At 69.8% G+C, this 14958-nt stretch carries 8 protein-coding genes; 5 read left to right on the top strand and 3 right to left on the bottom strand.

All coding sequences use genetic code 11. The features are described 5' to 3' along the window. Positions 1–331: 331 nt before the first annotated feature. The 3 genes from AB0G08_RS11715 to AB0G08_RS11705 all read right to left on the bottom strand — a co-directional run bounded on the left by AB0G08_RS11715 (position 332) and on the right by AB0G08_RS11705 (position 2581). Positions 332–1150, bottom strand: a complete 819-nt coding sequence (locus AB0G08_RS11715) for an RNase H family protein (protein ID WP_358086355.1) — start codon at positions 1148–1150, stop codon at positions 332–334. A gap of 34 nt (positions 1151–1184) precedes the next feature. Continuing rightward, on the bottom strand, positions 1185–1949 hold the full coding sequence (locus AB0G08_RS11710) for a hypothetical protein (protein WP_358086353.1): 765 nt from the start codon (positions 1947–1949) through the stop codon (positions 1185–1187). Positions 1950–2041: 92 nt separating this feature from the next. Beyond that, positions 2042–2581, bottom strand: coding sequence for a DUF4352 domain-containing protein (locus AB0G08_RS11705; RefSeq protein WP_358086351.1), 540 nt, complete (start codon positions 2579–2581; stop codon positions 2042–2044). A 102-nt stretch (positions 2582–2683) separates the two neighbouring features. Here AB0G08_RS11705 and AB0G08_RS11700 point away from each other — a divergent pair, with 102 nt between their 5' ends. The 5 genes from AB0G08_RS11700 (at position 2684) to AB0G08_RS11680 (ending at position 14947) form a co-directional block, all read left to right on the top strand. After that, on the top strand, positions 2684–4612 hold the full coding sequence (locus tag AB0G08_RS11700) for an N-6 DNA methylase (RefSeq protein ID WP_358086349.1): 1929 nt from the start codon (positions 2684–2686) through the stop codon (positions 4610–4612). A 289-nt stretch (positions 4613–4901) separates the two neighbouring features. Continuing rightward, a complete protein-coding gene (gene drmD, locus AB0G08_RS11695; RefSeq protein WP_358086347.1) occupies positions 4902–8051 on the top strand; it encodes a DISARM system SNF2-like helicase DrmD in 3150 nt (1049 codons plus the stop codon). Beyond that, positions 8048–12040: a type IIL restriction-modification enzyme MmeI gene (locus tag AB0G08_RS11690; RefSeq protein WP_358086345.1), complete on the top strand. Its 3993-nt coding sequence runs from the start codon at positions 8048–8050 to the stop codon at positions 12038–12040. Before drmD ends, AB0G08_RS11690 begins: the two co-directional genes overlap by 4 nt. 30 nt (positions 12041–12070) lie before the next feature. Then, positions 12071–13654, top strand: coding sequence for an exonuclease domain-containing protein (locus AB0G08_RS11685; protein WP_358086343.1), 1584 nt, complete (start codon positions 12071–12073; stop codon positions 13652–13654). Positions 13655–13750: 96 nt separating this feature from the next. Then, positions 13751–14947, top strand: a complete 1197-nt coding sequence (locus tag AB0G08_RS11680) for an AAA family ATPase (RefSeq protein ID WP_358086342.1) — start codon at positions 13751–13753, stop codon at positions 14945–14947. Positions 14948–14958 lie beyond the last annotated feature (11 nt).

The raw sequence follows: 14958 nt of genomic DNA, 5'->3' as shown, positions 1-14958 counted from the left end.
CGTCTCCAGGCGCGTGCTCCCCGCGGGCCGGCGGGGGTGCCGGCCCGCTGCGGGGGAGCGGGGGAAGGTGGTTCCGGATGGTGTGGAGCTGATCTGTGGACGGATCGGAGTGCCGCGTGTCGTTGTGGAGCTGTCCCGCCGGGCTACGTCAGCAGGCAGGACGGTCAGGAGCGTGGTTCGGCAGGCGGTAGGCCACCGGCGTGCTGGTCTGCCGGACGATCAGGCCGGGGCCGACCCAGAACGGGAGCGACGGGCCCGTGGACGGAACGGCGGTGTGCTGGGCAGCGAGAACCACGATCATCTCCCGGGTGTGAGAAGTCAGCCGGTGTGGTCAGCTGGCGACGGTGCTGTGCCAGTCCCGGAGGAACGCGTCGACCAGGGCGTGGGCGCGGGGGCGCACGTCGAAGGACTCGCCGAGCCGGCGGCGGGCCATGTGGGACAGGCCGTCGGCGGCCTCGTTGAGCGCGTGGCCGCTGTGGCCCTTGACGTGCGCGAAGGACAGATCCGGCCGCCGGCGCACCAGCTCGGCGAGCCGGACCAGGGTGGGCTGGGCCGACGACGTGCGCGGGCGCAGGCTGTAGCCGGCCGGCACGACGTCCGCCTCGCCGGCCTGCCAGCGGCGCAGGTAGCGCAGGGCATCCAGGCTGTCCAGCAGCACGGTCATGCCGGCCGGGGCCTCGTCGTACGCGGAGAGCAGGAAGTCGACCGCCCGCAGCTCGTTGATCAGCACGCGCGGCGCGCCCGTCGGGTCCAGCCGGCCGGTGCCCCGGCTGCGCAGGCCGTAGTGGCCGTCGCTGACGACGTACCCGATGCCGCCGGCGCGTCCCTTCAAACTCGCGTCGGTCGCGGCGACGAGCGGCGCGGACGTCCCCGCCCAGCGGCCGACCCGGCCGCGACCGCGCTCCGGGTCCGGCTGCGACCGGCAGGCCGAGCTGTGTCGGGCGGCCTGCTGCTCCGCCGTGTCGAGGAGCTGACCGGCCGAGGCGAGCTCGTCGTAGTGCGCGGCGGTCAGGGCCAGCCGCACGGCGTCGCCGATGCGCTGGCAGTCCTCGCAGCGGGTGACGCGGGCGTAGGCGCGCAGCGCGACGGCGCGCTCGTGCAGGGGAGTGGGGAGCAGGTCCAGGGCGCGGAGGAACTCATCGGGACGCACGGACGCCTCCTGCATCTCTTAGGTGGAGTGGGGGTCAGAGGACCTTGATCGAGTCGACCTGGAGCAGCGGCACCGTCGTCTCGCCGCCGATCTGGGTGTCGTAGCTGAAGGCGCTGAGCACGGTGACGTTGGCGCGGAAGATGTCGTCCTCCACCAGGTTGTCGAGGTCCGCCGCCAACCCGGTGAGGAGCGTGTTCGTCTGGTAGTCGTACTTGTCGGCCATCCTCCGGTGCGCGACGTTCGCCCGGAAGGTGTCGACGCCCGTCGCGGCGTCGAACTGGGTGACCCGGCCGAACACCACGTAGGTCTTGCCGATGTGCGCGTCGGGATTCTTGGCGACGAGCTTCCACTGCCGCTCGCTCAACGTCTTGTAGGACGGCGGCTTCGGCTTGGGCGGGGGAGTGGTCTTCGTCGGCGACGGGGCCGCGCTGGTAGTCGGCGCGGTAGTCGTGGGGGCGACGGTCGTCGGCGCGGCCGTGGTCGGGACGGCGCTGCCCGGAGCGGGCGACGTCGAACTGTTGGCGCGGGCAGCCGGGTCGGTGCCGTCGCCGGCGGCCGCGCCGATGACGACCCCGGCGGCGAGGGTGACGACAAGGGCGACGCCGCCGACGGCCCAGGTCCGAACGTGGGAACGCCGCGGCGCGGCGGTGGCCCCGAGCGCGGCATCGGCCTGCGGGACGTTCTCCTCCGGAGTCGGTACGGCGACGACGGCCGGCGAGTCCTGCGGCGACGGGTACGGCCCCCGCGCCGGCTGGTCGGCCAGCTCTTCCGACGGCCTCGGGGTGGTCGGATCGGTCACGACGTTCTCTCCTGAACTCTTGCAGCTGGCGGGCGGGATGCCCGGGGAAGAGGGGGCGGGCGGATCGCCCGCCCCGACGGGACGGCGGGAGGTCAGCTCAGGGCGACGGTCACGCCGCCGGAGAACGGCGAGTCGTGCAGCTCGAGCTTGGTGAGCTTGACCTTCTTCGGGATGTCGAAGACGACCACGCCGGTCACCTGGTTGCCGGGGTTGATGTCGTTGAGGAACGTCTCGGCGTTCTGGTTGGCGTAGATGGCGGCGCCGGTGTCGGCGGAGTACTCAGTGCCGTCGGCCGCGTACGCCTTCTGGCTGCTGCCGTCGAACATCTGCGACTCCTTGCCGATGTTCTTCACGTTGATCGTGATCAGGCAGAACTGGCCCTGCGCCTTCTCGCCGAGCATCGAGGTGCCGACCTTGGCGACGCCGCACTTGGACGACTTCACCGTGAACTCGAACTTCCCGTCCCGGGCCGGCTGGCCGATCTTCGCGGTCTTCGCCGCCTTCTCCTCGCCCTTGACGGCGGCACCGTCGCTGCCCGAGCTGCTCGCGGTGTCGGCGTCGGTGGCACCAGCGCCGCAGCCCAGCGCGACGACGGCGGTGGCGAGCAGAGCGAAGGTCGTGGTCTTGCGCATCGTTTTCCTCCAACTGTGAACGTGGCGGGGTCAATAAGAGCATCGTCCGACAACTCTGTCAACAGACGATGCGGGCCTTGACGGCTGTGCAAGACTTCATACGTGAAGACACCGACCGTGACCGCCGCAGAGATCGCTCGGCTTGCCGGGGTCGGACGCGCCGCGGTCAGCAACTGGCGCAAGCGGCACCCCGACTTCCCGGCCCCGGTGGGCGGCACCACGGCCAGCCCGGAGTTCGACCTCATCGAGGTCGAGCAGTGGCTACGCGGCCAGGGCAAGCTCCCGCAGCTGTCCCGCGCCGACCGGCTCTGGCAACACCTCGCCGCCCCGAAGGAGACCCCCGCCGCCGCGCTGGCCGCCGTCGGCGCCCTGCTGCTCGCCCGCCACCGTGACGACCGCCAGGCGCCCGGCCCCGCCGACGCCCACCTCGCCGCCCTGCTGCCCGACGTCGACGCCCTCGCCGACGAAATCGGCCCCCAGGCCGCCTTCGACGAGCTGTGGCGGCGCTTCTCCGCCCCCGGCCCGGGCCGCCCGTACGCCACCCCCGACGAGCTCGCCGACCTGATGGCCGGGCTCGCCGGTGTCGGCGGCGGTTCCGTCCTCGACCCGGCCGCCGGCACCGGCGCCCTCCTGCGGGCCGCCGCGCGCGCCGGCTGCACCTCGGCGTACGGGCAGGAACTCGACCCGGACCTCGCCAGACTCGCCGGGCTCTCGCTCGCCCTGCGCGAGGTGCCCGGCGAGGTGTGCCCGGGGGACTCGCTACGCGCCGACGCGTTCTCCGGCCGCACCGTCGACGCCGTCGTCTGCCACCCACCGTTCGGCGCCACCAACTGGGGCGACGCGGAACTCGGTCACGATCCGCGCTGGATCGTGGGCACGACACCCCGCACCGAACCGGAGCTGGCCTGGGTTCAGCACGCCCTCGCCCGCCTCCGGGTGGGCGGGCATGCCGTCCTGCTGATGCCGCCCACGGTGGCGAGCAGGCGGGCCGGCAAGCGGATCCGCCAGGAGCTGCTGCGTCAGGGGCACCTTCGCGCGGTGGTCGCCCTTCCGCCGGGGGCGGCCGCGCCGCACGGCGTACCCCTGCACCTGTGGGTGTTGCGCCGCGCCGCGACGGACGCTCAGGCGCCGACACGCGCGCTGTTGGTCGACGCGGCCGATGGGGATCCGGCCAAGGTCTTCCCGCGCATCCTGACCGCCTGGCGGGCATTCGCCGAGGCTCCGGCGGCAGAGGTGGAGGAAGCCGGCTTCGCGCATACGGTTCCGCTGATCGAGTTCTTCGACGAGGACGTCGATCTGACTCCCGCGCGCCGGCAACTCGCCGTCAAGACTGAGCCGACCGGCAAGCAGTTGGCACGCACGACCAAGCGCCTCACCGCCGTCGTCGGCGATCTGCCAGCGTTGATGCCACGCGTTGAGCCGGCGCCGGACGGCGCCTCCCCGCAACCGCCACTCTCCATCGCTGAACTGGTTCGCACCGGAGCCCTGCAGGTGATCGGCCCAATCCGTCCGTCGTCAAGCACGAGTCAGGACGGCGCGGCTGGCACGCCGGACGACGCACCCGTTCTCACCGCCCAAGATGTGATCGGCGATAGCGAGGCGTCCGGCGTCGACGACGGCACCATGCCGGAACGCGTGCCGCTGCTGGTGGGGGATGTGGTGGTGCCGGCGGCGGCACGTCACCTGATCGCGCGGGTGATCATGTCCGAGGGGATGCTGCTCGGCAGCAACCTCTACCTCCTGCGCCCCCATCCAGTCGCGCTGGACTCGTGGTTCCTGGCCGGGCAGTTGCACAGCTCGGTCAACGACAAGCAGACGACGAGCCTGTCGGGCACCCGAATCGACATCCGGCGCGCCCAGATCCGGCGGCTGCCACTGGAGGAACAGAGGGCGCTTGGAGAGGTCTTCCAACGGCTCGTCAGGTTCGAATCGGCTGTCGCGGAGGTGCGTTCGCTCAGTGCCGAGTTGGTGCGGCTCACCGCGGACGGACTGGCCGCCGGCACCCTTCGGCCCGAGGGCGGTGGGAAGTGAGCGTGAACCCGAACGACCGGGCGGGGGAGCAACCCTGCGACTACCGGAACGTGCTTCGCTGCTGCTCTTCCGAGGCAGGCCCGGCGACCGCCCGGCGCGACAGTGTCGCGTAACTGACTGACGAGTCCGATTGACGGGACGGCAGTGGAGTGATTTCCTTCCTATTCGCTGCCGGGGTTGTGAAGTGAACAAACAAGCCTTTCGGCGGACTCCGGCCCCCGTCAGCGCGGGCGTACGGTGCGGGTCGGATTCGAGTAAGCGAACCAACAACGGGGGAACGATGCCGAGCGTGACGACGGCAAAGCCGACGATCGGCGCCTTGGTCGCGGTACGCGGCCAGCGGTGGGTGGTCAGCGACCTGCACGAGGGCGAGCACAGCACTCTGGTCAACCTGCAGAGCGTCGAGGACGGCCGCTATGGCCACACCCTCGACGTGATCTGGGAGGTCGAACCGGGCCGGCAGGTGCTGCCCAGCGGCTCGCTGCCCGACGTGGTCGAGGGCAAGTTCGACTCGCCGCAGCGGCTGGCCGCCTTCCTCGACGCGGTCCGCTGGTCGGCCGTCACCTCGGCAGACGTGAAGACGCTGCAGGCGCCGTTCCGCTCCGGTGTCGCCATCGAGGACTACCAGCTCGAACCGGTCGCCCGCGCCGTCGACGCGCCCCGCGTCAACCTGCTGCTCGCCGACGACGTCGGCCTGGGCAAGACCATCGAGGCCGGCCTGGTCGCCCAGGAGTTGCTGCTGCGGCACCGCGCCCGCCGCATCATGATCGTCTGCCCGGCCGGCCTGACGCTGAAGTGGCAGGACGAGATGGCCGAGAAGTTCGGCCTCGACTTCACCATCATCGACTCCGAGCGCTGCGCGGCCGTCCGTCGCAGCCACGGCTCGGCGGCGAACCCGTTCGAGGTCTACCCGCTGAGCATCGTCAGCCTGCCCTGGCTGCGCGGGCAGAAGGCGCAGCGCCTGCTCGACGAGGTGCTGCCCGCCGACGGGCCGACGTATCCGCGTACGTTCGACCTGCTTATCCTCGATGAGGCGCACCACGTCGCGCCGGCCGCGCCGAAGCAGGTCTACGCGGTCGACTCGCAGCAGACCAAGCTGATCCGGCGCCTCGCCCCGCACTTCACGCACCGGCTCTTCCTGTCGGCCACCCCGCACAACGGCTACCAGGCGTCCTTCACCGCCCTGCTCGAGATCCTCGACAACCAGCGGTTCGCTCGCGGCGTCCGACCCGACCAGGCCGCGGTCAAGGACACCGTCGTACGCCGACTTAAGCGCGACATCGAGAACCCGGACGGCACCGCGCGGTTCGTGGAGCGGAAGGCGTCGGCGATCCCGGTCGCGTACCCGGACGACGAGCGGCAGGTCCATGCGCTGCTCACCGAGTTCGCCGAGCTGCGGCGCAAGCGGCTCAACTCGCAGCGCGGCCGCAAGGCCACCGACCTGGTGACCCTGCTGCTCAAGAAGCGGCTCTTCTCCAGCCCGGCCGCTTTCGCCCACACCGTCCGCGTCTACCTCGACACCCTGGCAACCAGGAAGGGTTCGCCCAGTCTGGCCGCCGGCGACGACGTGCCGGAGTGGATGGACGAGTTCCTGGACGACCTCGCCACCTACGACGACGAGCAACTCGCCGAGGCCGAGGACGACGCCCTCAACCGCGTCCGGCCGATGCAGCCGGACCCGACCTCGGACGAGACCGCTCTGCTGCAGAAGATGCTCGACTGGGCGGAGGCCAAGGAGGCGCAGCCCGACGCGAAGGCCCGTGAGCTGATCAACTATCTGACCGCGATCTGCAAGCCCGACGGCCGGCACTGGACCAACGAGCGCGTCGTCGTGTTCACCGAATACCGCGACACCCAGTCATGGCTGACGGACCTGCTCCGGCAGGAGGGCCTCGGGGGCGAGGGGCTCGCGCTCCTGCACGGCGGCACGCCGACCGACGAGCGGGAACAGATCCGCCTCGCCTTCCAGGCGCACCCCGCCGAGCGGCCGGTGCGCATCCTGCTCGCCACCGACGCGGCCAGCGAGGGCATCGACCTGCAGAACCACTGCCACCGGCTGGTCAACTACGACATCCCGTTCAACCCCAACAAGCTGGAGCAGCGGATCGGCCGTATCGACCGGTACGGGCAGACGGTCAACCCCGAGATCCAGCACTTCGTCGGCACCGGATTCGGCAAGCCCGTCGACTCGTTCGAAGCCGACCTGGAGTTCCTGTCCCGGGTCGCCAAGAAGGTCGCCGACATGGAAGCGGACCTCGGCTCGGTCAACGCGGTTCTGTCTGAGGCGGTGCAGCGCCGGATGCTCGGCGAGCAGGTCGGCGTGGACATCGACAAGGCTGGCAAGGGCAAGGCCGGCGGCACCCTGCCGACCGAATCCAACCTGAGGGAGCAGGTCCGGCGGCTCCGGGCCGACCTGGACAAGACCGTCGAGGAACTCGGCATCACCCCGCCCGCGGTCAAGCGCGTCGTCGACACCGCTCTGGAACTGGCCCGCCAGCAGCGGCTGGAACGGCACGTCGACGACAGGCATCTCGTCGACGGCCTCTACGCCGTGCCGCCGCTGACCGGCTCCTGGCAACGCGCCAACGCCGGCCTCACCGCCAAGCTCCAGGACGACAACGAGCCGGCCCGCCAGTTGCCGGTCACCTTCGACCCGCAGGTGGCCAAGGTGGACCGCGACGGCATCGTCCTCGCCCACCTCAACCACCCACTGGTCGCGATGTCGACCCGGCTGCTGCGCGCCGCCGTCTCCAACCCCGACATCGGCCTGCACCGGGTCACCGCCGTCGTCAGCGACGACCCGACGCTGGAGGACGTGCTGGTCGGCGCGTACTCCCGGTTCGTGCTGGTCGGCGCCGACGGCGTCCGGCTGCACGAGGAGGTCCTCTACGCCGGCGGCTGGGCACCCGAGCAGGGCCGCTTCCGCCGCCTGGAGAACCTGACCACCCTCGGCGGCGTCCTCGACCGGGCCCTCACCACCGGCACACCGGCCTCGCGGGTCGTCGAGGCCCGGCTCGCCGAGCGCTGGCCCCGGATCAAGGATGGCCTGCTCGCCGCGATCGACTGGCGGACCAACACCCGGCAGGAAGCGCTGGACCGGAAGCTGAAGCAGCGCCTGGAAGCCGACCGGCAGCGCATCATCCACAACCTCGACCAGTTCGCCGCCACCCTGCGCGGCGCTCTCGCGACGCCCGAGGAGGGCAGCGACGGGCAGGACTCCTTCTTCACGCCGGAGCAGCTCGTCGCGATGAGCAAGAGCAAGGAAGAGCTCGCCCAGTACCGCAAGGACCGCCAATCCTGGGAGGAACGCTTGTCGGCCCTCGAAGCCGAGCGCGACCGCGAACTCGACGCCGTCGCCGCCCGCTACCGCGACCCGAAGCCCCACCGGTTCCCGGTCGCCGTGGTCTTCGTCGTACCGAAGCGGGAGGCCACCCGATGAGCGGCACCTTCCGTCGCCCCGCCCCCGACGGCGCCGAGCAGCACCGCAACTGGCTCAGCCTGGTCGACGTCAACGGCCCGTTCCTCAGCCTGCCGGTGCTGCGCCGCACCTGGCCCACCCTCGACGCCCTCGACAAGAAGACCCGGGAGCAGCTGCGCCAGGAGCACACCACCTGGCAGGCCGACGCCGCCGGGGGCCAGCAGACCTGGATCGGGTACGTGCTGGGCGAGCTGCTCGGCTGGGGCGACACGCTGCACGAGGACGGCCTCGACACGCTCGCCCACACGGTCGCGGAGCACGACACCGAGCTGCGTCCGTCGTTCGTGCTGGTCGAGCCGGGGGAGGAGGTCAAGCCGGACAGCGTACGGCTGCTCGGCATGGTCTGCCCGCCCGGCCAGCAGCCGGCCGCGCGCATCAAGGACTCCACCTGGGCCGCCACCCCCGCCGACCGGCTCGCCCACCTGTGCCGGCACCACAACATCGAGCTGGGCCTCGCCACCGACGGCCGCTGGTGGACGCTGGTCTGGGCACCGCGGGGCGGCGTCACCACCACCGCCACCTTCGACGCCGTCTCGTGGCCGGAGGCGGCCGAGCGGGACGTGGTGCGGGCGTTCGCGTCGCTGCTGTCCCGCCGCCGGTTCTTCGGCGTCCCCGACGGCGAGCGGCTGGTGCCGCTGCTGCGGGACAGCCTGGGCAGCCAGGAGGAGATCACCGAGGCGCTCGGCGTCCAGGTCCGCCAGGCGGTCGAGCTGCTCGTCGCCGCGATCGGCCGGATCGACGTACGCGAGCGGGAGACCGGCGGGCGTGGCCTGGCAGAGCAGGAGGCGCACGAGGTCTACCGCGGCGCGGTCTCGGTGATGATGCGCATCGTCTTCCTGCTCTTCGCCGAGGAGCGCAAGCTGCTCCCCGCCGACAACGAGCTGTATGCGACGGCGTATTCGGCCGGACGGCTGTGCGCCGAGCTGGAACAGCGGGTCACCGAGGGCAGCGAGGAGGACCTGGAGCACAGCTCCGCCGCCTGGCACCGGCTGCTCGCCCTGTTCAACGCCGTCTACCACGGCATCGACCACCCCCGCCTCAAGCTGCACGGCCACGACGGATCGCTCTTCGACCCGAAGCAGTACGCGTGGCTGCCGCTCACCATCGACGACCGGACCGTGCTGCACATGCTGCGCTCGGTGCAGTACGTCGAGGTCGGCACCGGTCGGTCTCGTGAGCGCCGCACGGTCAGCTTCCGCACCCTCGACGTCGAGCAGATCGGGTACGTCTACGAGGGCCTGCTCTCCTTCGAGGGCTTCCGGGCGCAGGATGTGACGGTCGGGCTGATCGGTAAGGAAGGGCTGGAGGATGAGGTCGCGCTCGCCGACCTGGAGGTCCTGCGTGAGCGGCACCCCGACGTGCCAGCGCTGGCCAAGGCGCTCGCGGAGAAGTACAAGGACTCGAAGATCGGGTCGGTGGCGGCGCTGACGAAGAAGCTGACGCGGCTCGACGGGGTGGAGCGCGAGGAGGCCCGTAAGAAGCTGCTCGCCGTTACCGGTGGCGACTACCAGCTCTCCGAGCGGCTGCTGCCGATCGTCGGCCTCCTCCGTGAGGACCTGCGGGGCCTGCCCGTGGTGATCTTGCCCGGGGCGCTCTTCGTCACCGAGTCCGCGCTAAGGCGCAACACCGGCACCCATTACACCCCGCGCTTCCTTGCCGAGGAGGTGGTCGAGGGGGCGCTGGAGCCGCTGGTCTACGATCCCGGGCCGTTGCAGACGGCGGACAAGTCGCAGTGGAAGCCCAAGTCCAGCGAGGAGATCCTGTCCCTCAAGATCGCCGACATCGCCATGGGCTCGGCTGCGTTCCTCGTTGCGGCGGCCCGCTACCTGGCCGGGCATCTGATCGAGGCGTGGTCACGAGAGGGCAACGAGAGGGCGGTCGCCTACCAGCAGCGCGGCGTCGACCGGGCGGTGGACGCCGACGATGACCCGCTGGTGATCGAGGCGCGGCGGCAGGTCATCGAGCACTGCCTGTACGGGGTGGACATCAATCCGATGGCCGTGGAGATGGCGAAGCTGTCGCTCTGGCTGGTGTCGATGGACCCGCAGCGCCCCTTCACCTTCCTCGACGACCGCCTGGTCGCGGGCGACTCGCTGCTTGGTCTTGGCAACCGGCCGGTGTCCGCCGAGAGTGGCGGGCGTGACCTACGGCTGGACCGGGAGCTGTCCGAGGCCCTGGAGCTGCGGCGGCGGCTCGCCGCGCTGCCGGATGACCAGGTGCACCTGGCGGAGAAGCGGCGGTTGCTCGAAGAGGCTCGGGAGGTGCGGCGGCGGGCCGACGCATACGCCGACCTGGTCGTCGGTGCGTCGCTCGCCTCGGTTAAGCGCGGCCAGGACCCGGTTGTCATCGCCGAGCGGGTCGGCACGCTGGCCCAGCAGCTGGCGCGCGGCGGCGACGTGGACCCGTTGGTCGAGCAGGCACGGTCGTGGCTGGCCTTCGACCGGCCGGCTAGCGGGTTCGGCCGGGACCCGCTGCACTGGCCCCTGGAGTTCCCCGAGGTCTTCGAGCAAGGCGGCTTCGACGCCATCATCGGCAACCCACCCTTCCTCGGCGGTCAGAAGCTCACCGGCGCGTTGGGCCCGGCCTACCGCGAGTGGTTGATTAGCGCGATCGGCCGGAATGTCCGGGGTAGCGCTGATCTGGTCGCCTATTTCCTGCTCCGGGGGCACGACCTGCTCAACCCCGGCGGGCAGACCGGATTGATCGCCACCAACACCCTAGCCCAAGGCGACACCCGCGAGGTGGGTCTCGATCAGATTGTCGCCGGTAAGGTCACCATCCGCCGGGCGATCAAGAGTAGGCCGTGGCCGTCACAGTCGGCGGCGCTGGAGTTCTGCGCCGTTTGGACAAGTCGAGCAGACATGGGCGACAGAGCTGAGCGGCGTGCCGACGGGATGGCGGTTGCCGGCATCACTCCATCGCTCGACGTCGAATCACGGGTGACGGGCAACCCGCACCGCCTCCAGAGCAACGCCGGCATCTCCTTCCAGGGCTCGATCATTCTGGGGCTGGGCTTCACAATGGTGCCGGAGGCAGCCGCCGCGCTGATAGCCAGAGACAATCGCAATCGGAATGTCCTCTTCCCGTATCTCAACGGGCAGGACCTGAACTCACGCCCGGACGGCTCGGCGAGCCGCTGGGTCATCAACTTCCATGACTGGAACGAAGCCGGGGCGCAGACCTATCCGGACTGCTACGACCAGGTCAGGCGCCTGGTCAAGCCGGAACGGGACCAAAGCAAAGATCGAGGTGCACGAGAATTTTGGTGGCGCTATCTCCGGCCTCGACCTGAGATGCAGGCAGCCATAGCGAAGCTGGAGCGGGTCGTGGCGATCACTCTGGTGAGCAAGACTGTCATGCCGATGCTCGTGCAGACCCGTCAGGTGTTCGCGCACAAGCTGGCGGTCTTTGCGACGGATGACACCGGGATGCTGGCGCTTCTGTCGAGCGGGCCCCACTACTGGTGGGCTGCTAGCCGTAGCTCGACGATGAAGGCGGATCTCAACTACTCGCCATCTGATGTGTTCGAGACGTTTGCGTTGCCGGAGTTGACGCCGGAACTGCGAGCGCTGGGCGGGCACCTCGACGCGTACCGCCGGAATGTAATGCTGAGCCGACAGGCCGGGCTCACCGCCACGTACAACCTAGTCTTCGATCCGGCCTGCCAGGACGAGGGCATCGTGGAGTTGCGGCGCATCCACCGCGACATCGACGAGGCCACCTTCCGAGCGTACGGCTGGAACGACCTTGTGAAGCAGGGCCTCGACCACGGCTTCCACAAGGCCGGTGCATATACCCGCTACACCATCGGCACTGCCGTCCAGCGCGAAATCCTCGATCGGCTGCTGGAACTGAACCACCAGCGCTACGCCGAGGAAGAGGCGCGCGGGCTGCACGACAAGAAGAAGACCGGCCGCAAGGCCAAGTCCGCCCAGGCAGGCCTGTTCTAGCTCTAGCCCCTCGTCCGGAGGTAGCCCCCCGTGTTCGTCCGCGGTCAACTCACCCGCCAGCGCGGCGTCGACCCGCGAGCCCTGACGTTCGCCATTCTGGATCTGCAAACCACCGGTTTGCATCCCAAGCAGGGTTCTCGCGCCTGCGAGGTTGGGATCGTTCGGATGCGCGGCGACGGCGTCGTCCTCGATGAGTACTCGACGCTGATCAACCCTGGACTGCGGATCAGTAACGACGAGTTCCACGGGATCACGAACACGGATGTTCAGCATGCCCCAAGGTTCCAGGACATCGCGGGGGATGTGTTGGCCTACCTGAGCGACTCCGTCGTGGTGGGTCACAACCTGGACTTCGAGGAAAAGTTCCTGGTCGCCGAGTTCGGCCGCTTGAACGTCACCCTCGCGCAGGTTCCGGGGCTCTGTTCGCTTGTCACCTCCCGGGTCCAACTCGACCGGTGGGGCTACAAGCTGGAGAACATCGCCAACCTCATCACCGACGAGTGGCCGGCGCCGCTGCACTCCGCGCTCGGCAATGCGAGGGCCCTCGCCGCGATGCTCGCGAAGCTCATCGCGGAGGCACCGCAGCCGCTGTACTGGCTGGGGCCGCCGTCCGCGCCGCTGCCTCGGCTGCCGCGCAGCGGCGTCATCGCCCCGCGAGCCGTTGGGCTCCGCAAGGGCAGCGAAGGGTGGCTCGCTACGTTGACGGCACGGCTGCCGCGCATGGCGTACTCCCCACAGCCGCGCCCGGACGGGCTTCGTGACTATCGGGCGCTGCTCGCCCACGCGCTCGCGGATAGCCGGATCGTCGGCGAGGAGGCCAACCAGCTTGCGGTCCTCGCCGCCCGCGCCGGCCTGACCCAGACCACGGCACGTCAGGTTCATGAGGAGTTCCTGGCCGGGGCTCGGGCACGGGCCGAGGCAGACGGCGTGGTGACGTCGGCGGAACTCAGAGAGCTGCATCGCGCGGCGAAGGAGCTTGCGGCGTCGCATCTCATCAGCGACCTGGAAGAGGCCGCCTCCGCGAACCGCGCCAGAAGCAACGGACCGCTGAAGAGTTGGCGGATCATGTCGGTCGGCGATTCGGCCGCCGTCACCGACGTGGTCGACTTCGCCGTCGAGCATGGGGCGAAGGTCGCGGTCAACCTCACCAAGACGGTCCGGCTGGCCATCTGCGACGGTGCCGCGGAGAACGATCCGCGGATCGCCAAGGCCCTTGCTGCCGGTGTCGACGTGGTGTCGCCCGATCAAGCGCGAAAGCTCCTGGAGGGCGAGGTGACGAAGGTTCGCGGCGGGCTGTTCACCGATCTACGCGGTGAGCAGGTCGCTAAGCGGCTCGCCGCCGAACAGGTAGCAGCAACCCGGCCCGCTCGTCCGGAGTGGCACGAGTTCTGGCGCCCACGTGAGCTGACAGCCGCCGAGTACCACGCGATGTTCGTCGAGCGACAGGAGGACTGGGACGAGATTCACACGATTCGAATTACCGTGCCCGCCGCCCCCAACAGGGAGCCGGTGATGCCGACTGCCGCCAAGAAGAGCGGGTGCGCGGCTGTCATCGCCGTCGGCGGCGCGATCGTGGTCGGTGTTGCCGAGCTTGTTCGGCAGGTGGTGGCGTGAGGCGGCGTGAACAACGGCTCGACGCGGGCGAGGGCCGCGACGATGAGCAATCGACGGACCCGGCGTTGGTGAAGGATGACGCGAAGGAGGTGAAGCATGGAAAAGCGACTCATCGGGGTTGAGGTGGAGAACTTCCGCAGCCTGCGGAAGGTGTCCCTGCCGCTGCGTCCGCTCAATGTACTCGTCGGGCCCAACGGCGCTGGCAAGACGAACGTCCTCGAGGTGTTCCGGTTCCTCGCTGACGTGATCCGCACCGACCTGCAGCCTGCGCTGGACCTGCGCGGCGGCTTTGGGGAAGTGCGTTTCTGGGGTGGCGAGAAGCCTCCGTCGCATATCCAGATCAAATTGAAGGCGACTTGGACGACGCATAGCAGCCGCAGTGCCCCTGATGAGTACGCGCTGCGGGTCACGCGGTTGCGTGGTGGCGGGCTGTCACGCCGGGAGTCCTTCCAGTTCAAGCGCACCCAGGGCCGCGGCCGGCGCATCACCATCAGCGGTCAGAAGGTCAGCGTTGTCGGGATCAGCAAGGACCGAGCGGAGTCCACTGAGCGGGAGATCGGCATCAGCGCGCTGAGTAGCGGCCTGTCCACCTTGCCCCGGCTCTCTGACGATCGGGGCGGCACCGAGGTCAGCACGGTGGCGAAGCGCCTCGCCTCCTTCCGGGTGTTTGACGTCCGGGTCGACGCAGCCCGTCGGCCGTCGCGATTTCCGCGCACCGATCGGGAGGTCTTGGACGATGACGCGGCGAACCTGGCCGGCTTTTTGCTGAACCTGCGCAGCCGAGACGAGGGAGCGTGGCAGCGGCTGGTCGAGGACGCGATGGAGGTGCTGCCGCAGCTCGACGACATCGACTTCGACTACCCGTCGGGCGCGGCCCGCGAGGTCGTTATCGTGCTGCACGAACGCGGGCTCCGGCGGCACACGCAGATCGCCGACGCCTCCTACGGCACCATCCGGCTGCTCGGCCTGCTGGCGCTGCTCTATGACCCGAACCCGCCGGCACTCACCTGCGTAGAGGAGATCGACCACGGACTGCACCCGCAGGCGCTGGAGCTACTGGTGGAGCGGCTGCGGGAGGCGAGCGACCGTACCCAGTTCCTGATCGCCACCCATTCCCCGGCCCTGGCTGACCGCCTGGAGCCCGAGGAGTTGATCGTCTGCGAGCGCCGTAACGACGGTTCATCCGCCATCCCGGCCGTCACGGTCGAGGAAATCGATCGGATTGTCACGGAGAGCGAAGGCCTTCCGTTGGGCGACCTGTGGTTCTCTGGGGCTCTCGGTGGTGACCTGTGAACCGGCGAGGT

The organism is Micromonospora sp. NPDC023644 (assembly GCF_040640115.1).
Lineage (GTDB): Bacteria > Actinomycetota > Actinomycetes > Mycobacteriales > Micromonosporaceae > Micromonospora.
This window is presented reverse-complemented; position numbering and strand designations above follow the sequence as displayed.